This is a genomic window from Streptomyces sp. NPDC001137, from assembly GCF_040298885.1.
GTDB lineage: Bacteria > Actinomycetota > Actinomycetes > Streptomycetales > Streptomycetaceae > Streptomyces.
This window is the reverse complement of record NZ_JBEPBA010000027.1, coordinates 73,102-94,915: the sequence shown is the minus strand read 5'-3', so window position 1 is coordinate 94,915 and position 21,814 is coordinate 73,102. Positions and strand designations below refer to the sequence as shown.

Genomic DNA, 21,814 nt, shown 5'->3' with positions numbered 1-21,814 from the left:
CACGGGGTTCAGGACGCGGAGCTCTTGCCGAGGTACTGCTCCGCGAACGCCGCCGCGGCAGCCGGGGACTCGAAGAGGCGTCGCAGCCGGGCCAGTGTCGTGCCCGCGCGGTAGGCGTCGCCCGACGACGCGCCGTGGTACACGTCCGACAGCCACTGCGAGAACTCCTGGTAGTCCCAGACACGTCCGAGGCAGTCCGCCGAGTAGCCGTCGAGGCCGCGGCTGTCGCCCTCGGCGAGGTACGCGACGAGCGCGTCGCCGAGCAGGAAGGCGTCGTGCAGGGCCAGGTTCATGCCCTTGGCCGCGATGGGCGCGGTGAGATGGGCTGCGTCCCCGGCCAGGAAGAGACGCCCGAACACCATGGGTTCGACCACGTAGTTGTGCATGTCGAGGACGCGCTTCTCGATCAGCCGTCCCTCCGTGAGCGGCGGCCGGTCGGCGGCGCCGAGCCGCTGCTGCAGTTCGGCCCAGACGCGTTCCTCCGGCCAGTTGTCCGGGTCGTCGCCGGGCGGGCACTGAAGGTAGTAGCGGGTGACCTCGGGGCTGCGGGCCATGTGCCCGGCGAAGCCGTTCGGATGGATGCCGAACACCACGCAGTCGCTGGACGGCGGTGCCTCCGCGAGCAGCGCCAGCCACCCGATGCCGTAGTCGTGCCGGGCGATACGGGCCTGCTGCGGAAGCACGGTCCGGGTCACCCCGCGTGCCCCGTCGCAGCCCGCCACGAAGTCGCAGTGCACGAGCGTGCGCCGACCGGTCTCGGGGTCGAGGTACGACACCGCCGGCCGGTCCGTGTCCAGGCCGTGCAACTGCACGTCCCGCACGCCGAAGCGGATGGCGCCGCCGCGCACGTCGGCGTACTCGCGCACCAGGTCCGTCACCAGCAACGGCTGCGGATAGACGAAGTGATGATGTCCCGTCAGCTCGGTGTAGGACAACCGGTGCCGTTGCCCCTCGACGCGGAACTCGCACTGGGTGTGCAGCTGCGCCCGCTCCAGCAGATTGTCCGCGAGGCCCCTTTCCCGGAGCCCGCGCACGGCCCACTCCTCGAGCACACCGGCCCGCGGCCGCCGCTCGATGAACTCGCGCGTCTCGGTCTCCAGGACCAGACAGTCCACCGATGCGGCCCGCAGGATGTTCCCGAGGGTGAGACCGGCGGGCCCGGCGCCCACGATCACCACCGGAAAACGTTGCGGGGACGGGGAGTCGGGGTGGGGGCCGGTGGAAGTCACCCCGGCATTATGACGGTGGCCCGTCAGCCACGGCAGGGGAGCCGCGGCCGACGGGCCGAGTCGGGGGAGTGGGGTTCGGTCAGTGCGCGGGGGCGTCGGTGACGACGACTTCCTCGATGCTGCGCTCGATGTCCTCACGCTTGGAGGAGGTCGCCCGGGCCCAGTAGTAGATGGCCAGGGAGAAGACGGCGATGACCAGGATGTCCCACCACAGACCGATGTTGCCCGAGCCGCCGAAGCCGCCCTCGGCGGAGATCACGCCCATGCCCAGGAGATAGACCGGCAGCCACTGCGCGGCCTTGAAGTCCATCCGGGGTGCGTCCGGCTGGTCGGTGGCGTTGGCCCACCAGGCGTAGCCGCCGAGGAGCACGTAGCCGAGGACGATCGCCAGACCGAGCCGCCACAGGGTGTCCCAGCCGGCCCAGTAGATGATCAGGTTGGCCACCACGAACGACACCGGCGAGATCACCTTGCCGCCGGGCAGCCGGTACGGGCGCTCGAGGTGCGGCAGCTTGTCCGCGAAGACGCCGTACGCCAGCGGCGCGCCCGCGTACATCAGGACGCTCGCCGAGGTGATGAAGCCGACCAGCTTGTGCCAGCTGGGGAAGGGCAGGAAGCAGATCACACCGGTGACGAAGGACATGATGAGGCCGAACCACGGCACACCGCGCGCGTCGGTCCTTGTGAAGATCTTCGGCGCGTAGCCGTTCTTCGCCAGGCCGTAGGAGACGCGGGAGGTGGCGGTGGTGTAGATCAGGCCGGTACCGCCGGGGGAGATGATCGCGTCGAAGTAGAGGATCCAGGCCAGCCAGCCGAGTCCCACCAGGGTCGCGAGGCCGGCCCACGGGCCGGTGTCGCCCTCGTAGGCGAGGTGGGCCCAGCCGTGCGCGAAGCTGCTGTGCGGCAGCGCGGCGATGAACACGACCTGCAGTAGGACGTAGATGACGGCGCCGATCGCAACCGAGCCGAGGGTGGCCCGGGGCAGATCCCGCTTGGGGTTGCGGCTCTCGCCCGCCAGCTGGATGGCCTGCTCGAAGCCGAGCAGCGCGAAGATGATGCCGCTCGTGCTGATCGCGGCGAGCACGCCCTTGGCGCCGAACGGCGCGAAGCCCTCGGAGTGGAAGTTGGCCGGGTGGAAGTGGGTCGCGGCCATGATGAAGATCGCGCCCAGCGGGACGGCGATCTTCCACCAGGTCGCGGCGCTGTTGGCGGCTGCCAGCGCCCGTACGCCGAAGAAGTTCACGCCGACGAAGACGGCCATGAGCAGGATGGCCACCACCAGACCGCTGGTGGTCAGCGTCTTGTCGGCGTGCTCGAAGCCCTGGGCCCACGACCAGTGACCGGCGTACCCGATCATGGCGTAGACCTCGATCGGTGCCACGGTCGCGGCCTGCAGCCAGGAGAACCAGCCGAAGGACATTCCGGCCAGGCCGCCGAAGGCGTAGTGCGGGTACCGGGCCGTACCGCCCGCCACCGGGAACATGCCTCCGAGTTCGGCGTGCACCAGAGCCAGCATGACGATCGCAACCGCGCCGATCACCCACGAGATGATCGCCGAGGGTCCGGCCTGCATCACCGCGTCGTGCGCTCCGAACAGCCAGCCGGAGCCGATGATCGAGCCCACCGAAGCCCACATCAGGCCGATCAGTCCGACGTCACGCCTCAGGCCGCTCGGACCCCTGGCCTCCTGTACGGAGGCCTCCTCGACGCTCACCATATTTTCAGCGACCTCTCACGAATTGAATACATGTTTTCAGTGCGTGCGACGTCGCAGATTAGGAAACATCAGGGGTCGAGCAGAAGACGCATGGTGAAGTTTTGACCAATGGCCGGGAGCTTCCTGGGCAGCGCTTCAGAGGCTCTGTACGCGGCGGTAACCCGTGTGACTACTGGAACCGTCCACAGAATGGGCGGCGGACACGGCCGCGCATGAACGGTCGCAGTGTGACCGGTGACACATGTGGGAGCGCCTCGGCCCCGGCGGGCTCAGCCGAGCCGAGGTATCTCGATGGCGGGGCAGCGGTCCATCACCATGTCGAGGCCCGCCGCCCGCGTACGGTCGTACGCCGCCTCGTCGATCACGCCGAGCTGGAACCAGACGGCCCGGGCGCCCTTGGCGACCGCCTCGTCGGCGATCGGTCCGGCGAGGTCGCTGTTGACGAACACATCGACGACGTCCACGTCGAAGGGGATGTCGGCGAGGGAGGCGTACCCCTGCTCGCCGTGCACCGTCTCCGCCTTGGGGTGGACGGGCACGATGCGCTTGCCGAAACGCTGCAGCACCTGGGCGACACCGTGGGCGGCGCGGCCCCGGTTCGACGAGAGGCCCACCACGGCCCAGGTGTCGCCGGACTCGGTGAGGATCTTGCGGATCGTTGCCTCGTCGCCGTACACCGCAGCCTCCCTGCACCTCGTGGACTTGCCCTTCTGTCCGACAACGGCCGGGAGTTCACGATGATTCCCCGGTTTCCGCCCGCGTCTGAGCGCCTGTTCGGCAGGCAGTCGGCGCAGCACCGTCCGGACGGTCCGCACGGCAGGGGTTGGCAGATACCCGGCTACGACACGCTCGCCGCACACCCGACCATCCACCTCGACGCCGTGCCGTGGCACCACGGGCGCGCATATGCGGAACTCGTCCACCGGGCACGAGGTGGAATTCCGCCGCCGTGTGCGGAATTCGCGCCGGATGCCTGCGCGCGGGCGTCCGCCCGCCTACGCTCAGCCCGTGCTGCGCATCACCGACGCCCGAACCGGCGAGTCCGTCGACGCCGCCCCGGTCCGCCGGGGGCTGACCCGGGTCGAAGCCCATGTGCCGGATCTCCACACCGGAGCCCTGCGCGTGCTGCTGGTGGCCGACCTCCTCGTGCGGGCCCTGGAACTCGGCGGCACCCCGGTGTGGGGCGTGCTGACCGGTGAACGACGGCAGGCGGAGTTGCGGGCCCGGGCGGCCGCGCTCGGCATCCGGCCCTTGGAGGACCGGCGGGACGTCGGGCCGGGACTGGGCGAGGCCCAGGTCCTGCACGTCGTGGGGGAGGGCGGCGCGACACCCGAGGGTGTCCGGGTCACCGTCGCCCCCGTCGACTCGGAGGCACTCGGCAGCACGGAGGGCGCCGACCCTGCCGCCCTGCGCCTGGCCCTGCTCTCCCGGCGCCGGAGCACGCCCCTGCGGCTGGACGCGGCCGCCCTGACCGAGGCCGGCGAAACCCTCGCACGCTGGCGCCGCGCGGTCGCCGCCTGGGCGCAGCAGCCGTCGCGGCCGATTCCCGACGAGGCGCGCGCCCGCCTGCGTACCGCCTGGGAGGACGACTTGGACGTGCCCTCCGTGCTCGACGTGCTGACGTGGGTGGAGACCCAGTCCGAACTGCCGGACGGCGCCCGCTTCGAGACGTACGCCTACGCGGACCGGCTGCTCGGCCTGGATCTCACCCGCGACCTCGGGTCCTCGTCGTGATCGCGCGCGCGGGAGCCGGCCCGCTGCGCCGCCTGGTGGTGCTGCGGCACGCCAAATCGGCCTGGCCGGCGGGCGTCCCCGACCACGAACGGCCGCTCGCACCGCGCGGCCTCCGGGACGCTCCCGCCGCGGGCCGCGCCCTCGCCGAGGCCGACTGCCTGCCGGACCTCGCCCTGTGCTCCACCGCCGTACGGGCCCGCCAGACCTGGGAACTGGCCTCGGCCCAGTGGGGCACACCGCCGCCGGTACGCAGTGACCCGCGGCTGTACGCCGCCGACGTGTCCGACCTGCTGACGGCCGTGCACGAGGTGTCCGCAGAGATCGAGACACTGCTCCTGGTCGGGCACAACCCCGGCCTGGAGGAACTCGTCCTGGAACTGGCCGGGGACAGCCTCGACGACGCCCTGGAGGAGGTGCGGCTGAAGTTCCCGACCTCGGCGATCGCGGTCCTGGCCTGGCACGGCCCCGCCTGGGACGCCCTCGCCCCGGGCACGGCACTGCTGACGAGCATGATCGTGCCGCGGGGGAAGAAGGGCGGCGGGAAGAAGTAGCCCGCGCGCCGCATAGGCTGGCCGGATGCAGGACGAGTACCGCACGGTCGGCCACGCGGGCGTGCACGAGACCGAGGTCAACCGCTCGCGCTTTCTGTGCGCCCTGGCGCCCGCGGCCACCGAGCAGGAGGCCCAGGACTTCATCGCCGCCGTGCGCAAGGAGCACGCGGACGCCACGCACAACTGCTGGGCCTATGTCATCGGCGCCGACGCCTCCGTCCAGAAGGCGAGCGACGACGGCGAACCGGGCGGTACCGCGGGCGTCCCCATGCTGCAGATGCTGCTGCGCCGGGACATGCGGTACGTCGTCGCCGTCGTCACCCGCTACTACGGCGGCATCAAGCTCGGCGCGGGCGGACTCATCAGGGCGTACGGCGGCGCGGTCGGCGAGGCCCTGGACGCCCTCGGCACCCACACCCGCCGCAGGTTCCGGCTGGCCACGGTGACCGTCGACCACCAGCGCGCCGGCAAGGTCCAGAACGACCTGCACTCGACGGGCCGCGAGGTGCGCGACGTGCGCTACGGCGAGGCGGTCACCATCGAGGTCGGCCTGCCGGACTCCGACGTGGACGCCTTCCGGGCCTGGCTCGCCGACGCGACCGCCGGGACGGCCGGGTTCGAACTGGGCGGGGAGGCGTACGGGGACGCGTGAGGGCGGTACGAAAAGGGCGTAACGGACCGGTACGGGATGGTTCATGACGGGCCGATACGGGAGTAACCGACCGTGATGTCAGACCCGGCCGTTAGGGTCGGGGATCATGAGGCTGCTGCACACTTCCGACTGGCATCTGGGCCGGGCGTTCCATCGGGTGAACATGCTCGGGGCCCAGGCCGAGTTCATCGGTCACCTCGTCACGACCGTGCGTGAGCGCGGTGTGGACGCGGTGGTCGTGTCGGGGGACGTGTACGACAGGGCGGTGCCACCGCTGGCCGCGGTCGAGTTGTACGACGACGCGTTGCACCGCCTCGCCGACCTGGGCGTGCCCACGGTGATGATCTCCGGGAACCACGACTCGGCCCGCCGGCTGGGCGTCGGCGCCGGTCTCATCGGGCGGGCCGGCATCCATCTGCGGACCGAGCCGTCGGCGTGCGGGAAGCCGGTGGTGCTGTCCGACGCCCACGGCGACGTGGCCTTCTACGGGCTGCCGTATCTCGAACCGGCCCTGGTCAAGGACGAGTTCGGCGTGGAGAAAACGGGACACGAGGCGGTGCTCGCCGCCGCCATGGACCGGGTCCGCGCCGACCTCGCCACACGCGCGCGGGGCACGCGTTCCGTCGTCCTCGCGCATGCCTTCGTCACCGGCGGCGAGGCCAGCGACAGCGAGCGGGACATCACCGTCGGCGGGGTCGCGGCCGTGCCCGCCGGGGTCTTCGACGGTGTGGACTACGCGGCACTCGGTCACCTGCACGGCTGCCAGACGATCACCGAGCGCGTGCGCTACTCCGGCTCCCCGCTGCCGTACTCCTTCTCGGAGAGCGACCACCGCAAGACGATGTGGCTCGTCGACCTCGACGCCGACGGCTCCGTCACCGCCGAGCGCATCGACTGCCCCGTGCCCCGCGCGCTGGCCAGAATCCGGGGCACCCTGGAGGAACTGCTCGCCGATCCCGGGCTCACCCGGCACGAGGAGGCGTGGGTCGAGGCCACCCTCACCGACCCGGTCCGCCCGGCCGATCCCATGGCCCGGCTCACCGAGCGCTTCCCGCACACCCTCAGCCTTGTCTTCGACCCCGAGCGGGCACCGGACGACCCGGACGTATCGTACGCCAGGCGGCTCGCCGGCCGCAGCGACCAGGAGATCGCCGAGGACTTCGTCGCCCATGTGCGCGGCGCCGGACCCGACGAGCGTGAACAGGCCGTGCTGCGGGACGCGTTCGACGCGGTGCGTGCCGACGAGGCCGTGCGGGAGGTGGCTCGATGAGGCTGCACCGGCTGGACATCACGGCGTTCGGACCGTTCGGCGGCTCGCAGAGCGTCGACTTCGACGCGTTGTCGGCCGCCGGGCTCTTCCTGCTGCACGGACCGACGGGAGCGGGCAAGACGTCCGTTCTGGACGCGGTCTGCTACGCCCTGTACGGCTCCGTCCCCGGCGCCCGCCAGAGCAGCCAGGGCCTGGCCCTGCGCAGCGATCACGCGGCATCCGGCACGCGCACCGGGGTGACCCTCGAACTGACCGTGGCCGGACGCCGGTTGGAGGTCACCCGGCAGCCGCCCTGGGAGCGCCCCAAGAAGCGCGGCTCGGGCACGACGCTGGAGAAGGCCCAGAGCTCGCTGCGCGAGTACGACGCGACGGCGGGCGCCTGGAAGGACCTCAGCCGCTCGCACCAGGAGATCGGCGAGGAGATCACCCAGCTCCTCGGCATGAGCCGCGAGCAGTTCTGCCAGGTCGTGCTGTTGCCCCAAGGTGACTTCGCGCGCTTCCTGCGCGCCGACGCCGAGGCGCGCGGCAAGCTGCTGGGCCGCCTCTTCGACACCCACCGCTTCGCCGAGGTCGAGAAGCGGCTCGCGGAGCGCCGCCGCGCGGCCGAGGCACAGGTGCGCGAGGGGGACGCCGCACTGCTGGCCGACGCGCACCGCATGCAGCAGGCGGCGGACGGCGCGATGGAACTGCCTCAACTGGCGCCGGGGGAGCCGGGGTTGGCCGAGGCCGTCATCGGCGCCGCGGCCGTCGCCCGCAGCACCGCCCGCGAACAGCTCACGATCGCCCACCTCCGCCTCACCTCCGCGGAGTCGGCCCACGCGGCAGCCGAGCGGGTGCTGGACGACGCACGCGAACTGGACCGGCTGCAGCGCCGGTACACCGAGGCACGCGAGCGTGCCGCGCGGCTGGAGGAGCGCGCCGACGCGCACCGGGAGGCCCAGGCGCGCATGGAACGCTCCCGCAAGGCCGAAGCGGTGGCACCGGCGCTGGACCTCCGGGAGGCCACGGACGCCGAGCACCGCAGGGCGGCGGAGGCGGAGGCACGCGCGCGTGCGCTGCTGCGGAGCATCCTGGAGCCGGAGGAAGGACTCATCGACGCCGGTGCCGTCGGTCTCGCCGCCGCCGCCCGCCGTGCCGCCGAGGATCTGGGGGGTCTGGAGTCCGCGCGACGGGCCGAACAGCGGCTGGCCGAGCTGCTGAAGGAGCGGGAGGGGCTGGAGCGGCAGGAGCGGGCCGACGAGGAGGTCCTGCATGAGGCGGAGGCGTGGCTCGCCGGGTGGGACCGGACGCGCACGGCGCTTCAGGGCGGTGTCGAGTCCGCGCGGGAAGCCGCCACCCGGGCCGAGCAGCTCGCGGTGCAGCGGGACCCCGCCCGCAGGCGCCTCGCCGCCGCCCGGCAGCGCGACCAGCTCGGCCGGGACGTCGACGACGCCCAGCGCCAGGTCCTGGCTGCCACGGAGTCCGCGCAGAAGGCGCGTGCCGAATGGCTCGACGTCAAGGAACAGCGGCTGAACGGCATCGCCGCCGAGCTGGCCGCCCAGCTCCGGGAAGGTGAACCCTGCGCGGTCTGCGGCGCCGTCGAACACCCCGCGCCGGCGCGCAAGGACGCAGGGCACGTCGGCCGGGAGACGGAGGAGCGTGCCCTCGCCGCCTACCAGCGCGCCGACGAACAGCGCACCGAGGCCGAGCGGCGCCTGGGTGTCGTACAGCGCGCCCTGGCCGCAGCCCAGGGCGAGGCCGGCGACACCCCCACCGAGCAACTGGCGCTCCAGGCGGATGAGTTGGAGCGACAGTACGCGGAGGCCCGCGCCGGAGCGTCCGCGCTGTCCGGCGCCCACGAGCAACTGCGGCAGGCCGAGGAGGAACGCGACCGGCGTGTCTGCGCCCAGCAGGAGGCCGCCGTACGCGCCGCCTCCCGGGTCGCCCGCCGGGACGCCCTGGACCAGGAACGGTCCGCTCTCGAAGCGGAGTTGACGCAGGCCAGCGGTGCCGCCGGGAGCGTCGTCGCCCGAGCCGCCCAGCTCGAACGCCGGGCCGCCCTGCTCACCGACGCCGCCGACAGCGCCCGCGCCGCCGAGGACACCGCCCAGCGGCTCAAGGACGCCGACGCCCGGCTCGCCGACGCCGCCTTCCGCGCCGGCTTCGACACCCCGCAGGCCGCGGCCGCCGCACTCCTGGACGACGCCGCCCACCGTGAGCTCCAACGCCGTCTGGACGCCTGGCAGTCCGAGGAGGCCGCCGTGCGCGCCGTCCTCGCGGAAGCCGACACCGCGGCCGCCGCCCAGCAGCCGCCCGCCGACCTCGCCTCGGCCGAACGCGCCGCCGCCGTGGCGGCCCAGCGGCTGCGGGACGCCGCCTCCGCACGGGACGCGGCCGCCCGCCGCTGCGCCGAACTCGACCGGCTCTCCGCCCGTTCCGCCGCGGGCGTACGAAGGCTGGCCCCGCTGCGCGAGGAGTACGACCGGGTGGCCCGCCTGGCCTCCCTCGCCGCGGGCACCTCCGCGGACAACGAGCGGAAGATGCGCCTGGAGTCGTATGTGCTGGCGGCGCGCCTGGAGCAGGTGGCCGCCGCGGCGACCGTCCGTCTGCAGCGCATGTCCTCCGGCCGTTACACCCTCGTCCACTCCGACGACCGGAGCGGACGCGGGCGCAGCGGTCTCGGACTGCATGTCGTCGACGCATGGACCGGACGCGAGCGGGACACGGCGACGCTGTCCGGCGGCGAGACGTTCTTCGCCTCCCTGGCGCTCGCCCTCGGCCTCGCGGACGTCGTCACCGACGAGGCCGGCGGAGTCCGCCTGGACACGCTCTTCATCGACGAGGGCTTCGGCAGCCTCGACGACCAGACCCTCGACGAGGTCCTCGACGTGCTCGACTCCCTGCGCGAGCGCGACCGCAGCGTCGGCATCGTCAGCCACGTCGCCGACCTCAGACGCCGTATCCACGCACAACTGGAGGTCGTGAAGGGAAGATCGGGGTCGGTGGTCCGGCAGCGAGGTCAGTGACCGAGGGGCGCGGAAGGCTCGTGATCGGCGTGTGCCCGCCGGTGGGTCGAAGCCGGTCAGGGTTGATTTGTCACCTGTCTTTCCCCACCTTTCCCTGATCTTCCTTGCCCTTCTGTCCCCCGCCCGTCCCCCGGACAGGCCCCGGACCAGCCGTCCTGCGAGTGCGACCTGCAGGCAGTTTCCGTCGTCGCAGGTGGCGAGCAACGAGCGATTTGATTGACTACCGCTTTCAGTTCGCGGACTTGCTAGGCCGAGCGGCGACGCACACGTGCTGCCCGAATCAGGCGCTCCGGGTCCTCGTCGGTGCGCCGACCTGAGTGACCGCTTCAGCGTCCATGCACGTGTGCACGCCGAGCTCAGCGCGCACGCGCTGATATATGCCGTTTGTGGTTATCCACAGGCCCACGCATGCTCCGTGGGATCGCTCTGCGGTTCCACTCCTGTTGGTCACCAGCGCGGGGGAGCTGATCACGTACAAGGTGGGCCCGATGTTCTCTATAGAAGAGGCATTGGCCGAGCTACTCGAGGCTGGCAGGAGGTCATGGAGACGATCGCGGGGGTCTTGGTGCGACGGGATTCCTGGCCAGCGCCCGGCCGAGGGGCGCTCCGTTTCGGGCCGGTCATGGGTGTCCTTCACCGTGCACCTGGGAGACATCCAGGTGTACGACGTGGGCCGGGCGGGATGAGCCGCAACCGCAGTCCGACTGTCGAGCTTTGAGAGTGAATTCACCAAATGTGATTGACCCGAGATGAGCGATCAGACGGCGTACGGGGTAGGGTCAAGAGAGGAAGAGTACTTTTGCGAAGCCCCTTGGAGGGCTGCCGGGATCAGGTCGGAACCAGGCAACTGGATCCTCCACCGCATGGTGGCAGTGGCCCCCGGAGCCCCCCAAGGGGCTTCGTCATGTCAGGGGACGTTCCACTTGTTCCACCAGCAGCGACCTCGTACGAAGGCCTGATCGCCCATGACCTTCACGCCATACCCGAGCAGGGTTCCGGAGCGGGAGCGGTACAACTGGTGCTTACAGAGCAGCAGGTTGTCAGCGCACGCCTCGTCGGTCATCGGTCCAGACAGCGCGGCATTGAGCAAGCCGGCGTGGATGTCGGCGAGCTGGATGCCATCCCAGTCCGTTCCGGTCCAGGTGGGGGGCCATTTAATGTGTTCCCAAGGGACGCCGTAGTTCTCGCACCGCCCCTGTCGGACCCAGTCCAGATACCCGGCGGTGTCCTTGTGATCCATGCCCTTCACGGCACCGAGCCTCACGATGGCGAGACGTGGTCCGCCCTCCCAGCTTTGAGTCGCCCAGGCCACCCGCTCGAGCAGTAGTCGCGCCGTGTAGTTGTAGAAGCGGACTCCGTTGGCCATCCCGGGGGCGCGGCTCCTGGCAAAATCCTTCGGCACGATCACGTGGGCGACCTTCGCCGAGGGCATCGCGGCAAGTGAACGCGCCGCCCACATCCTCCGCTCCGGGCGCTTCGCTTTGAAGTGGTCCACCCAGTGCAAGGGAGTGGTCGAGTCCGGTCTACTGGCGTGGATCAGAGCCCGCAGACCACCAGCCGTCATCCTGACGGTCCAGTCGTCCTCGGTGGGAACCATCAGAGCCGTCATGGCGAAGAAGCCGGAGGCGCTATTCCCCATGCCTCGGTCGCCAGTCTCATCTACGTACACACTCAGCTTGGGCAGCGCGCCCAACTGTGTGCTGGTGAGGGGCGCTTGCGTCATGGGCACCGCCAACGGCGAACGCGGCACAACGCGTTACGATTGGTCTGCACCACGGGAGCCCTGTCCCCTCCTGGTCTTGCACTCGGTGGAGACCAGTCCGCCGAGGACGAATTGGGTAGGTCGACCGTCCGCCAGCCCCCAGTAGTACGTCCGGTGACACAACGTTACACCTGATGGTCGACTTGTCGTGTAATTCATATGAGCGACGCGCGACTTGAGTGACACACGGGGTGGGACACGACGAAGCCGCCCACGTGATGTCCCGCGCCAAATCGGCGGCGACGACGTCGGTACTCCGGGCCGCTAGGCGACGCCAGCCGCAGCTGGCAGTGGTTTGGAACTCGCTTCTATCTCTTGGCGGGAGGGGTGGTCGCAAGCTGGTGCGCCTGGACGCCGCGGCGGTAGTTCAGCGCGCCTTTCGTCGCCTCCGACCTGCGCGTGGTTCGTCATCGCCGGTCACGAGCGGAGCGATCCGATGATCACTTTGTCACTCTCTCTACGCCATGCCGTCCAGCCGTCGGCCTGCGACCCTGCTGCTGCGACGGCCGCACCGGAGGGCGTGCGGTAAGGCTTGCCTTCGAACATGAGCCATCCGTTCTCAAGCACGGTCGCCGTATGGCGGACGCCGAGCCGGGGCCGAGACCAGTACAGAGTCTCTCCGGGCTTCAGGTCGCCAGCCTGGATGAGCGGCGCGAGGCCGCCAGGCGTGGTCTGAGTCGTCGCCTTGTTCTCGGTCGGCGAGATCTCGATGTGCACGTCGTCGCCGACCGTTCGAGTCTCGACGCGCACGTCGGACAACGCCACACGGATGTGAACTGCCATGCCCTACCTCTCAGTTCTGAAAGACTGACACTTCTGAGAATACATCACATGCTGAGGAGGGACCCGTCAATCGAAGGAGGCCGCCGATGGTGACATACCGGCGGCCGGATTGCGGCCCTATTGAAGGTGAGTCCGGGCCCGCTCCGCTGGTGAGCCGTTGCCCAGTGAACGGTCAGCCTGCAGTGGTGCGATGGCGGGTGAAGTTGGTGCGCATGCGGATAGAGAGGGGGCAGATAACTGCCTGTTTGAGCTGTTCGTAGCGATTTGAGGAAGATTAATTTTCAGCCATTCAAAGCTGATGTTGGCGTTGAAGTTGATGCCGGTTTGCCATTTTTCATCCTGCTTGATGGCAGTGCGGCGTCGCATCTGGAACCAGTCGCTGGTCGGGGTGCTATGCACGTGGGTGCGTGGCACGTTCTGATCGCCTTCAGGGGCGATCTTTAGACGGCGCGGTAGGTAGAGGACGGTGAAGGACCCGCCGGTGGCGAGGTGCTTGAGCGGGTTGTTTGGCAGGGGCTCGGCGCGGTGCGTGAAGAGCCGGTAGATCCATACGCGGCCGTCGCTGAACGAGGGTGGCGGCAGCCGTATGGGTGGTGGAGTTCGGGCCGCGTACGACGATGTGGTCGTGTTTGGTGACCGTGACGTCGAGCGTGGTCCTGTTGCTGGTGCGAACAGTGACGTTGATGGTGCCGACTTGTATGGTGCGATCAATTGAGGGCGTGTCGAGCTAGTGCTGGATTCCTCTTTTGCTGGGTATATGTCCTGGTGGCGGGGTGGTTCGGGTACTCGGGGGCGGGTGCTGGACGGTGGTGTTACGGGCACGGCCGAGCCGTGACGAGAACGAGCAACGGCTCGTGCTTCGACTGTCGCGAGCACGCAAGGCGCCGGGCGATCTGATGATGCGGGCACGCATGGTCGAGCTGAGCTGGTCCGGACAGCGAGTCCCGGCTATCGCGGACGAGTTGAGGTGCAGCCCCAAGACAGTCCGCCGCTGGTTGCACCGCTTCAATTGCTTGGGCTTGGACGGGCTGGAGGACCTGGGCGGGCAGGGTCGTAAACGGCGGATCACCGAGGCCGAACGCTCCAGGATCATCGGCCTGGTCAGACAGTCGGCGCCGGGCCGGCTGACCCTGCAGGCGGACGGCGAGCTGGCGGCGGCGGACCAGTCCGGGCCGCCGGAGTGGACCCTTGACGGACTGGCCGCCGAGGCCAGGAGGCTAGGCATCAAGGTTGGCCACAGCCAGGTCCGCCGGATCATGCTGGTCGAGGGGTGCGCTGGCGCCGTACCCGGTCCTGGACTCGCTGGAGGGACGCACAGTTCGAGGGAAAAGGACCAGGATCATCGAGCTCTACACCTGCCCGCCCGAGGGTGCGACGGTCGCCTGCGCCGACGAGCTGGGACCGGTGATCCCACGCACGTTCCCGCCGGCGCCGGGCTGGTCGCCGGACGGCCATCGCATCAAGTCCGAGGTCGACTGCAGCCGTGGGCCGGAAAAGAACTGGGTCTACGGCGCTCTGCGAGTGCGGGACGGATACGAGGTCACCATGATCGCCTCCTCCCGCAACAGCGCCTTCTACCAGCGGTTTCTTCAGAAAGTCGAGGCAGTCAATCCCGCTGGTGACATCTACGTCGTGACCGACAACCTCTCCTCACACAACAGCCTTTCGACCCGGACCTGGCTGGAGGACCAACCCAGAATCCGGCACGTCTTCATCCCCGTCGGCGCTTGCTGGCTCAACCTCCAGGAAGGCTGTTGGCTCATCTTCCGCAAGGCCGCCCTCGCCGGGCAGTCCTTCGCAGGCCCACCCGAGATTGAGCAAGCCACCCATCTCGCAACATCCCAGCTCAACACCCGAGCCCGGCCCTGGATCTGGGGCAGACCCACACCACCAACTCGCCTACTACGGCGCCGATATGTGTACACCGTTTGAGGAATCCAGCACTAGCCGTTCCACGGCGGCGCTGCATTCACGCTCCCGCGCGCCTGCTCAGTTTCCGCTAGATCCGGGAGGCGTCGGTTGTGCTGCTCCCTGCACCGCAGCCTTCAGGCTCTCCTCGAGGACACTAAGCGAGATCTTCTCGCCGGAAGCCCGCACGATGAAAGGCTGCTCACCAGGTTTGGTCACCGTTACTTCGACCGACCGCTTCTGATCCCGCTCCAGCCAAACCTTGATCAGGTTGATTACGGCGGAGCCGGCACGGGATGACGTGAAGAGGAGTGCCAGCTCGGTCAGCGCACCCTTGTGTCCTGCGACGGGAGCGACGCGCTCCTCGACAAGGAGACCGGCTACGTCGTCGGCGTCTTCCCGGAACTCGGCCTGAGCCTGTTCGACCAACGGATGATCGGGATCGACCCCCTCCACAGCCAACTGGACAACCAGCTCAATGCTCGACATCACTCGCCCCTCTCCCCCTCGCCATGCGAGTACGCTGAGCCGATCATAGGGGGGCGGGAGTGCCATGTACCGGGCCTTGCTGGTATGCAATGCAGTCTTTCCACTCGAACCGATGCGCTTGCCAAGGCTGAACGGGCCGGTACGGGACGGGCTGGCGATGTGGTCTGCTCTCACAGACCCCGAGACGGGACTCTTCACACCCGAGAACGTCGAAGTGCTGTTCGATGCGGACAAGGATGAGATCTCCCGAACGACCGAGAGGTTCTTCGGTGGCTGCAGCCCTGACGACGTGCTTCTGTTCTACTACAGCGGACATGGGAAGAAGGGGCGGGCGAATGTTCACCTCTGTGCCCGCAACACCGCACTCCACGAACTGAGATCGACCAGCTTCTCGGGTGAGGATCTCACGGACATGCTGGACAGTTCTCCAGCACGCAGCCGCATCGTGATCCTCGACTGCTGCCATTCCGGAGCCTTCAAGGGAGACACCTCGAACGTCACTCCCGGGATGCTCGACGGCAACGGCAAAGGTCGTTTCGTCATCACGGCATCCGGCGCCACCGAACCAGCACGCGACGCGGAGAAGCACGGCAGCCCAAGCCCCTTCACCCGTGCACTCGTTGAAGCATTGAGAGAGGCGTCGCCGCGGTCGCCGCACGCCAACTCGGTCGCAGTGAGGGACGTGTACAGCCACACTCTGGACATCATTCCGGAAGGCATGCCGAAGCCGCAGTCCTCACTCAAGGGAGTGGGGGACGAGATCATCGCCAAACGCCCCGCCCATCACGCAGACGAGGCGGGCGCGGCACACAACCCGGGGCAACCCGATTCGCAAGTGCAGCAGACTTCACAACTGTCTAGGATCCTGTCGCAACGGTTTCCCGGCATCATCCCCGCCAGCCCAAAAGCGGACGGTCCATCATTGGGCGACCGGCGTCCCTGGAGAATGACCCTCGTCTCGAGTTTGCTGGTGGGGTTGTTCTCCTGGCTCGCATGGAGGGCCTGGATCAACGACCCCTTTACATATGGCGATTTAACTCCATACGAGGACAATGAACCATTCTTTCAGATCTGCGGTCTTGCGGCGCTCCTGCTCGCCGTAGTCAGCACAGGTGAATCTTTCACCTCCGATTCCTCGTGGTTGCGTCGAACGCTCAAGGGCATGCGCTTCACCCTCGGACTCGCATTCGGCCTCCTGTGGCTTGTCTCCGCGTTCGTCATGCACCTGAGCTACTGGGAACAGACCATGCTGCAGAGCACCATGGGCTTCCTCTTCTTCGCATCGATCGCCCGCCGGCTCCACGACACAATGTTCCTCTCCGGTGCCGTGGTGTCATTGCTCGGAACATTCACTTCACCGCAGGATCTGGGTTTCGATAAGTTTGACGGCCTGCCAGTCGTCCAATGGATCATCTGTGCCGCCATGCTGTGGCTCTGGTTCCGTCGCGCCACCGACTGGGTGCTCGGATCCGTCAGCGCGCTCACGCTGCTTCCAGCCGTGATGAGCTATGCAATCCATGGCGACCTCCCTGGCTTGACCCTGTACGGCGCTGGTCTTGCTCTGATGAGTGCCGCACTCGGTGACGGCACTCGGCCCGCTCAGGGAAATCCCTCTCTGGCGTCTCGCACACTGCTCACGCTTCTCGGCGCCTTCGCGGACGCAGTTCAGCGACCGCTGCGCATCGTCGACCGCCGCAACACGTGACGAAGCGTGAGAACGGCAGAGCCCAGCACCTAGGCCTCCATGCTGCCCGAATGCCGTTCGACGGCGGCAAGCATCAGGGCGAGCCCGCGGGCGAGCTTGCGGACCTCGCTGCTGAACAGCACCAGTTCAATGGCCTGCCTGTCGGCGCCGACGTGAAGGCGGTCGCTGTACTGGGCCCGCAGCGACTGCGCCTCGTAGTGCCCTGGCCTGGCACGCGCCCAGTCCTCGGCACCGTGAAAGCGCCCCTTCTGAAACCAGGTGCGATCCATGGCCGCCTCGACGAACGTGCCCCATGCCCGAGCCGGCACCTGTGCGGCTTCGACCCTCGCGGTCACCCCCTCGTTGTCGACCACGATGTACCAGCGGCCGAGCACCTTGCTGTCGAAGCTGAGGATGTTGCCGTAGCGGGCCTGCAGTGCGGGCCACACCATCTGGATGAGTTCCACCGCCCGGTCGACGGCAGCGGTCTGTGCCCTCTTGTGGGAGGCGACCGCCGTCTCCCATGGTTCTCGGTCGGTGGTGAAGCCGTCCTGCTGCTCGTAGTTGGCCACCCTGGTCCGTGCGCCTTTGTCGATGAGCGCGTATCCGAGGTCCTCGGCGTAGCCGGGAGTCATTTCGGTGATCAGTTCACGGCCGTTGTGGACGGTGTGCAGACGGAGGTAGCGCACGTAATCCTGCTCGTCGGGAAGAGGGGCGACGATGTGCGGGTTGCGCTGGGCGAATTCAGTGGGGATCAGCTCGTCCTCTTCGGCGCGTACGGTCCAGGCGCCGCTGGTCGTGACGGCCTGCGAGTGGTGCTTGGAGACTTTCGGGTACCAGGTGGCCTTGCGGCGGTTGATCTTCATGGGTGTCTTGTGCCGTTCAGGAAGCGGTGGTGCTGGCAGCGGGGGCGAGGACTTCGGTGCCGGTCACGGTGCGGAGCACGTTCACGAAGGTGCTGGCGGTCAGGTCGGACAGGTCGAGGTGGGCGATGCGGATGCTGCCTTGGTCGTAGGCGTGGATGGTGGCCCTGCCACCGGGCCAGCGCAGATCTGCGACGCCGGGCACGGACCCGTAGGCCACCTGTGCCTCGGGGCCGGCCAGTTGCTCAGCCGTGGTCATGAACGCCTTGAGTGCGCTGAGCGTACGGTCGGTGCGCACGCTGAGGTCGGCGAGGAGTCTGGTCCACGCGGGCAGGCCCGTGGTGAGGATGGCGCCGGCGACGGCCTGCGGATCTTTGATCGTGCCGATCACTTCGTGGCGGTGGTCGCTGCGGCGGGGCCAGACGAAGGCGTGCGTATGAGACAGGGAGACCTTGACGGCGCCGGACGCGCGTACTGGCGTCGGGGTGGCAACTTCCAGTGACATAGCGGGGCCGTTGAGGAGGGCGAGGTCGCTGTGCCCGCAGCTGTCTGCTGTCCAGCCGGGCCCGAGCAGGGCAGCCAGGATGCGGGTGTAGCCGAGCGCGGAGCGAGCAGTGCGCATGGAGCGGTTCCTTCGAATCGGTGGGAGGAGGGGCGACGGTGGGCTGGAGGCCGGCGGGAGGCCCGTGGTGGGAGCCTCCCGCCGGAGGGCGTCAGGCTGCGGCCGCCACCGGCTCGTGCGCCCGGCTGTCCTCAAGGTCCTCGGAGTCCTCGTTCTGCTCCGACTCGTCGTCTTCCCGAGCGCCGGCCTTCTCTTCCTCCTGCTGGGCGCGGCCCTTGGCCACGGTCTCCGCTTCGATGGTGCTCAGCGCGTAACCCTCCGCCTGCAGGAACGTCAGCCACGCGACGGTCTGCTCGTTGATGCGGTTGCGCCAGGCGGCGTCGTCCATGTGCTCCACCTCGTAGGCGCCAGCGACGTGGGCGAGCAGGACCCTCCAGGAGCGCGCTGGGCTGGTGCGTGAGATGACCGCGCCGAACGGGTCGTCTACCCGAGTCCACTGGCTGTTGCCCTCGTTGGGGTCCTCGACGCCGAGGAAGCGTGCGGTCAGGTCGGTCCTCTTACGGCTGACGTAGTTCTCGTACGCGTAGCTGGTGCCGGTGATCATCGAGAGGATCAGCGGCCACACGCGGGTGCTCGCCTCGGGCTGCTGGCACAGGTCCTTGATGAAGTCCGCGCGGACCTCGCGGGCCTGCCTCCACGCCTTGTTGTTCGCGATGACCAGGCGCCGCTCCGCTTTGGCCGCCTCCTTGTCCGGGCCTGCCTGAGCGGTGTCCTTCTGGGCGGCCTCGGCGGTGAGCGGGTGGCCGTGGCGGTGCCAGGCGGTGCACAGCCAGATCACCTCGGCGTCGTTCGGGGAGACGCAGGCCGCGTGACTGGGGCAGGCGTGGTGGGTCTGCGTGGTCTGCGGGGCGCCGTCCTCGGTGAGGAGGTCCGTGAGCGGCCTCGTGCTGGTGGCGGACCAGTTCCAGCGCCAGTCGACGACCGTGACCTCCGCAGAGGTCAACTCGGCGGCCTGCTGGGCGCACTTGTCGGTGAGTTCCTTCTCGGCGCGCAGACCAGCCAGGGCGTGCTTCCAGTGGCCGCGCTTGGTGTTGTTCTCCCGCCGGTCGCGCGCCTTGGCCCGTGTCAGGGTCCACAGGGCGTCCTCGACGCTTTCGACTTCCTGGAACTCTGCCAGTTCGATGAGGTTGAAGTCTTCCTCGATCGCCTCGGCGAGCGACGCGTCGGAGAGTTGGGCGGCTTTGCTGGCGGCGCCGAGTTCGGCGGGCTTGAAGCCCATGGCGCGCGCGTTGCGCATCTTGCGGGCCTTGGGGATGTTCATGAGGGAGAGCTGCCGGGCGGCTTCGATGTCGTCGCGGACGGTGGCCTGGCGGCGGTGCTTGTTCTCGATGAACGACACCGTCAGTGCCGCATCGTCCACCCCTGCAAGGTCGTCTCGGACGATCGCGGGAACGAGCCGGTACGGCTTCTTCTTCGCCTGGGCCTTCTTCGCGGCGGCCAGGGCGGCGTTGTTGCGGCGCTGCCCGAAGATGATCCCGAGCTTTCCCTCATGTTCGCCTTCCTGCGGGCGCAGGACGAGCGGGGTGAGGACACCGAGTTCATCGACGCTGGCCTGGAGTTCAGGGTCGGGCTGGGTGGTGTCCTCGTCGTCCGTTTCGGTGCGGTCCTTGCGGTGGTTGTACGGGTCGACAACAAGGTCGTGAGGATCGACCCAGACGAAGCGGCCGGTGAATCCCTCGACGGCTTCCGGGCGTGCGTCGGTGGTGGTGCTCATGGTGGTGGTCCTTCAAGTGATGGGGCGGGCGCGAGATGAAGTGCGCCCGCCTGATGTGGGGCAGGAGCAGGCTCAGGCTGCTGCCGGGGTGCGGCGCTTGGTCGTGCGCTTGGCCGAGGTGGAGCGGCGAGCTGTGCTCTTCGGCTTGGTCTTGGGTTTCGCGGCCGGGGCGTCGGTGCTGTCTTCGGCCGGAGACTGGACGGCCGGAGGGATCGGCGTGCCGTTGGCACGCAGTCGTAGACGAGTCCCGTCGAAGGCGGGCTGCAGCACAGTGCGGATCGCGGTGAGGATCTCCTCCAGCGGCGAGGTCGTGGTGAAGCGGACCCCGGTGCTGTACCGCACTCCCTTGGGCAGCCGGGTGTTCTCACCGGCCGCATCGTCGGAGTCTGGCGCCTGCTCGGGGGCGGGGCCGCCGACTGCGAAGGTCTGCACGGCCCGGCCCTGCCGCAGGTGATGGATGCCGATGGACCGGCCGTCGGGGTGGACGAGGCGGATCGACCTGTCCGCGAAGCCCGCCGGGTGGTCCTCAGGGTCCTCGCTCCATCTGTCGGCGATGGCCTCGGCGATGAGCTTGCCCAGCAGGTAGAGGTCGACCTCGCTGAGGACGGCCGGCTCCGGTGCCTCGGAGTCCGCCGACTCCGGGTCGGTGAGGTCTACGACATCGGGATCGGCGATGGTTGTGCTGCTCAAAAGAGTGCTCCTGCTTCACGAGGCGTTCGGGTAAAGGGAGTTGAGGGCTGCCGTGTGGGTATTCAGCGGACGGCGGGGAGGACGGAGGCGGTGCGGATGGTGCGCACGGCATCCTCGGACAGGTTGGTGAGCGCGCCTTCCTGGTTGAAGCCTGCGAAGATCACGGGACCTTGAATGTCGGCGATCAGGCCCTCGCCGAGGAGGAAGTGCAAGGCGATGGCCGCGTGCAGGTTCGGGGGCCGACCGTCGCGAGTTTCGGCGGCCAGGGCGGCGGTGTGCGAGCCGTCCGGGCGGCGCACGTAGCGCAGGGCCTCGGCGTTGTCGACGAGTGCCTGTTGGATCTGCGTGCGCTGGGCGGTGTCGGTGGCGCTCAGGTGCAGGTCGGTGATCGTGCCGTCGACGGCGACGAGCAGGGCATGAATGGTGTCGGGCATGACGGCCCTTCTGGCGTGTAGTTGGTGAGGTGACCCCCTCGACTTCTAAGTTAATTCTACTATTCATAAGGGGTGAGTCAACTGTGTCTGTGCAGGTCAGAAGGGGGGTGGGTCTACGCTGCAGGCGAGAGGGCATGCATCCATCAGATGCTCGGGCTGGCGTAGGGTGGCGATGATCCGAGCCTTGCCTACCACCTCGTCGCGGTGCTCGAAGACGGCGCGCGCCTCCTGCATTGCATCAGCGACGGCGTTCGGGTTGGCCAGTGTGTCCGCGCATGCGACGGTCACCCGCGGGCTGAGCTTCCAGGCCATCGCGTTCACGGCGCAGCACGCGGCGGCGATCGGGTCGATGTCGACCATCGACCACTGGAAGTCCGCAGGGTCGTGCCCGCGTTCGCGAAGGTGCTGGGTGGCCGAGCGCAGGAGCCCCCCGCTGCCCGCGCACGGATCGTGGATGTGCTCGCCGCCGTGCGGCGCGTTGATCGCGAGGCTGATGTCCATGACCTGCCCGGCGGCAAGCGTGTCGGCCATGGCATCGGCCACCGGCGCCGGGATGTGATATTCGCCGAGCCCCTGCCAGGCACCGTGGGAGAGCAGGCACATCATCACGGACGACAGGACGTCCGTCGCCGAGCGCAGGAACGGGTCCTTGTGTGCGGTCAGGTCGAACAAGCCGCGCTTCAGGGCCGTTTCGGCAACGGCCCGCA

General features: G+C 68.8%; 20 protein-coding genes and 1 pseudogene. 8 read left to right on the top strand and 13 right to left on the bottom strand.

Translation table 11 applies throughout. The features are described from left to right. Positions 1 to 8: 8 nt before the first annotated feature. The 3 genes from ABT254_RS38325 to ABT254_RS38315 all read right to left on the bottom strand — a co-directional run bounded on the left by ABT254_RS38325 (position 9) and on the right by ABT254_RS38315 (position 3,623). Positions 9 to 1,229, bottom strand: a complete 1,221-nt coding sequence (locus tag ABT254_RS38325; RefSeq protein WP_351481032.1) for a 4-hydroxybenzoate 3-monooxygenase — start codon at positions 1,227 to 1,229, stop codon at positions 9 to 11. Positions 1,230 to 1,308: 79 nt separating this feature from the next. After that, a complete protein-coding gene (locus ABT254_RS38320; RefSeq protein ID WP_351481029.1) occupies positions 1,309 to 2,946 on the bottom strand; it encodes an APC family permease in 1,638 nt (545 codons plus the stop codon). Positions 2,947 to 3,215: 269 nt separating this feature from the next. Further along, positions 3,216 to 3,623 carry a CoA-binding protein gene (locus tag ABT254_RS38315; RefSeq protein ID WP_351481027.1) on the bottom strand — a complete coding sequence of 136 codons (408 nt, stop codon included), beginning with the start codon at positions 3,621 to 3,623 and terminating at the stop codon, positions 3,216 to 3,218. A 292-nt stretch (positions 3,624 to 3,915) separates the two neighbouring features. Between ABT254_RS38315 and ABT254_RS38310 the strand changes: the two genes are divergently transcribed. The 5 genes from ABT254_RS38310 to ABT254_RS38290 all read left to right on the top strand — a co-directional run bounded on the left by ABT254_RS38310 (position 3,916) and on the right by ABT254_RS38290 (position 10,158). Beyond that, on the top strand, positions 3,916 to 4,680 hold the full coding sequence (locus tag ABT254_RS38310) for a hypothetical protein (RefSeq protein ID WP_351481024.1): 765 nt from the start codon (positions 3,916 to 3,918) through the stop codon (positions 4,678 to 4,680). Further along, positions 4,677 to 5,231: a SixA phosphatase family protein gene (locus ABT254_RS38305; RefSeq protein WP_351481021.1), complete on the top strand. Its 555-nt coding sequence runs from the start codon at positions 4,677 to 4,679 to the stop codon at positions 5,229 to 5,231. Before ABT254_RS38310 ends, ABT254_RS38305 begins: the two co-directional genes overlap by 4 nt. Positions 5,232 to 5,256: 25 nt before the next feature. Continuing rightward, entirely contained in the window at positions 5,257 to 5,883 is a 627-nt protein-coding gene (locus tag ABT254_RS38300) for a YigZ family protein (RefSeq protein ID WP_351481018.1), read from the top strand. A 106-nt stretch (positions 5,884 to 5,989) separates the two neighbouring features. Then, the gene (locus tag ABT254_RS38295) at positions 5,990 to 7,153 is read left to right on the top strand and encodes an exonuclease SbcCD subunit D (RefSeq protein WP_351481015.1); all 1,164 of its coding nucleotides are present in this window, start codon (positions 5,990 to 5,992) and stop codon (positions 7,151 to 7,153) included. Then, the gene (locus ABT254_RS38290; RefSeq protein WP_351481012.1) at positions 7,150 to 10,158 is read left to right on the top strand and encodes an AAA family ATPase; all 3,009 of its coding nucleotides are present in this window, start codon (positions 7,150 to 7,152) and stop codon (positions 10,156 to 10,158) included. The genes ABT254_RS38295 and ABT254_RS38290 overlap by 4 nt, the downstream gene beginning before the upstream one ends. A 907-nt stretch (positions 10,159 to 11,065) precedes the next feature. On the opposite strand, the gene ABT254_RS38285 is transcribed toward ABT254_RS38290, so the two are convergent. From ABT254_RS38285 to ABT254_RS38275, 3 genes are all read right to left on the bottom strand, one after another. Beyond that, positions 11,066 to 11,881: a DUF3800 domain-containing protein gene (locus ABT254_RS38285; protein WP_351481009.1), complete on the bottom strand. Its 816-nt coding sequence runs from the start codon at positions 11,879 to 11,881 to the stop codon at positions 11,066 to 11,068. A gap of 456 nt (positions 11,882 to 12,337) precedes the next feature. Further along, complete coding sequence (locus ABT254_RS38280; protein ID WP_351481007.1) at positions 12,338 to 12,703, bottom strand: restriction system modified-DNA reader domain-containing protein; 366 nt, start codon at positions 12,701 to 12,703, stop codon at positions 12,338 to 12,340. Between the two features lie 117 nt (positions 12,704 to 12,820). Continuing rightward, positions 12,821 to 13,117 carry a hypothetical protein gene (locus ABT254_RS38275; protein WP_351481004.1) on the bottom strand — a complete coding sequence of 99 codons (297 nt, stop codon included), beginning with the start codon at positions 13,115 to 13,117 and terminating at the stop codon, positions 12,821 to 12,823. Positions 13,118 to 13,599: 482 nt separating this feature from the next. Here ABT254_RS38275 and ABT254_RS38270 point away from each other — a divergent pair. Beyond that, a pseudogene (locus ABT254_RS38270) lies at positions 13,600 to 13,902 on the top strand (helix-turn-helix domain-containing protein); the annotation flags it as partial. Positions 13,903 to 14,107: 205 nt separating this feature from the next. After that, positions 14,108 to 14,635: a transposase gene (locus tag ABT254_RS38265; protein ID WP_351481001.1), complete on the top strand. Its 528-nt coding sequence runs from the start codon at positions 14,108 to 14,110 to the stop codon at positions 14,633 to 14,635. Between the two features lie 57 nt (positions 14,636 to 14,692). Here ABT254_RS38265 and ABT254_RS38260 read toward each other — a convergent pair whose 3' ends face one another. After that, a complete protein-coding gene (locus ABT254_RS38260; protein ID WP_351480999.1) occupies positions 14,693 to 15,100 on the bottom strand; it encodes an effector-associated constant component EACC1 in 408 nt (135 codons plus the stop codon). Between the two features lie 64 nt (positions 15,101 to 15,164). On the opposite strand from ABT254_RS38260, the gene ABT254_RS38255 reads away from it, so the two are divergent. Continuing rightward, positions 15,165 to 16,805: a caspase family protein gene (locus ABT254_RS38255; protein ID WP_351480996.1), complete on the top strand. Its 1,641-nt coding sequence runs from the start codon at positions 15,165 to 15,167 to the stop codon at positions 16,803 to 16,805. Positions 16,806 to 16,834: 29 nt separating this feature from the next. On the opposite strand, the gene ABT254_RS38250 is transcribed toward ABT254_RS38255, so the two are convergent. From ABT254_RS38250 to ABT254_RS38225, 6 genes are all read right to left on the bottom strand, one after another. Further along, positions 16,835 to 17,650, bottom strand: coding sequence for a hypothetical protein (locus ABT254_RS38250; RefSeq protein WP_351480993.1), 816 nt, complete (start codon positions 17,648 to 17,650; stop codon positions 16,835 to 16,837). 16 nt (positions 17,651 to 17,666) lie between these two features. Next, entirely contained in the window at positions 17,667 to 18,269 is a 603-nt protein-coding gene (locus ABT254_RS38245) for a hypothetical protein (RefSeq protein ID WP_351480990.1), read from the bottom strand. A 91-nt stretch (positions 18,270 to 18,360) separates the two neighbouring features. Then, a complete protein-coding gene (locus ABT254_RS38240; protein ID WP_351480987.1) occupies positions 18,361 to 19,983 on the bottom strand; it encodes a ParB/RepB/Spo0J family partition protein in 1,623 nt (540 codons plus the stop codon). Positions 19,984 to 20,055: 72 nt separating this feature from the next. Next, positions 20,056 to 20,673 (bottom strand): hypothetical protein, encoded by a 618-nt coding sequence (locus ABT254_RS38235; protein ID WP_351480984.1) that lies wholly within the window; start codon positions 20,671 to 20,673, stop codon positions 20,056 to 20,058. Between the two features lie 62 nt (positions 20,674 to 20,735). Beyond that, complete coding sequence (locus ABT254_RS38230) at positions 20,736 to 21,107, bottom strand: hypothetical protein (protein WP_351480982.1); 372 nt, start codon at positions 21,105 to 21,107, stop codon at positions 20,736 to 20,738. 96 nt (positions 21,108 to 21,203) lie between these two features. After that, the gene (locus tag ABT254_RS38225; RefSeq protein ID WP_351481185.1) at positions 21,204 to 21,710 is read right to left on the bottom strand and encodes an N-6 DNA methylase; all 507 of its coding nucleotides are present in this window, start codon (positions 21,708 to 21,710) and stop codon (positions 21,204 to 21,206) included. Positions 21,711 to 21,814 lie beyond the last annotated feature (104 nt).

What these genes read in the sequence shown, in the direction of transcription:
- ABT254_RS38255 (WP_351480996.1), top strand. Translation starts at nt 15,165, where the DNA reads ATGTACCGGGCCTTGCTGGTATGCAATGCAGTCTTTCCACTCGAACCG.
- ABT254_RS38280 (WP_351481007.1), bottom strand. Translation starts at nt 12,703, where the DNA reads ATGGCAGTTCACATCCGTGTGGCGTTGTCCGACGTGCGCGTCGAGACT.
- ABT254_RS38320 (WP_351481029.1), bottom strand. Translation starts at nt 2,946, where the DNA reads ATGGTGAGCGTCGAGGAGGCCTCCGTACAGGAGGCCAGGGGTCCGAGC.
- ABT254_RS38300 (WP_351481018.1), top strand. Translation starts at nt 5,257, where the DNA reads ATGCAGGACGAGTACCGCACGGTCGGCCACGCGGGCGTGCACGAGACC.
- ABT254_RS38245 (WP_351480990.1), bottom strand. Translation starts at nt 18,269, where the DNA reads ATGCGCACTGCTCGCTCCGCGCTCGGCTACACCCGCATCCTGGCTGCC.
- ABT254_RS38250 (WP_351480993.1), bottom strand. Translation starts at nt 17,650, where the DNA reads ATGAAGATCAACCGCCGCAAGGCCACCTGGTACCCGAAAGTCTCCAAG.
- ABT254_RS38285 (WP_351481009.1), bottom strand. Translation starts at nt 11,881, where the DNA reads ATGACGCAAGCGCCCCTCACCAGCACACAGTTGGGCGCGCTGCCCAAG.
- ABT254_RS38240 (WP_351480987.1), bottom strand. Translation starts at nt 19,983, where the DNA reads ATGAGCACCACCACCGACGCACGCCCGGAAGCCGTCGAGGGATTCACC.
- ABT254_RS38260 (WP_351480999.1), bottom strand. Translation starts at nt 15,100, where the DNA reads ATGTCGAGCATTGAGCTGGTTGTCCAGTTGGCTGTGGAGGGGGTCGAT.
- ABT254_RS38310 (WP_351481024.1), top strand. Translation starts at nt 3,916, where the DNA reads ATGCCTGCGCGCGGGCGTCCGCCCGCCTACGCTCAGCCCGTGCTGCGC.
- ABT254_RS38295 (WP_351481015.1), top strand. Translation starts at nt 5,990, where the DNA reads ATGAGGCTGCTGCACACTTCCGACTGGCATCTGGGCCGGGCGTTCCAT.
- ABT254_RS38230 (WP_351480982.1), bottom strand. Translation starts at nt 21,107, where the DNA reads ATGCCCGACACCATTCATGCCCTGCTCGTCGCCGTCGACGGCACGATC.
- ABT254_RS38290 (WP_351481012.1), top strand. Translation starts at nt 7,150, where the DNA reads ATGAGGCTGCACCGGCTGGACATCACGGCGTTCGGACCGTTCGGCGGC.
- ABT254_RS38225 (WP_351481185.1), bottom strand. Translation starts at nt 21,710, where the DNA reads ATGTGCCTGCTCTCCCACGGTGCCTGGCAGGGGCTCGGCGAATATCAC.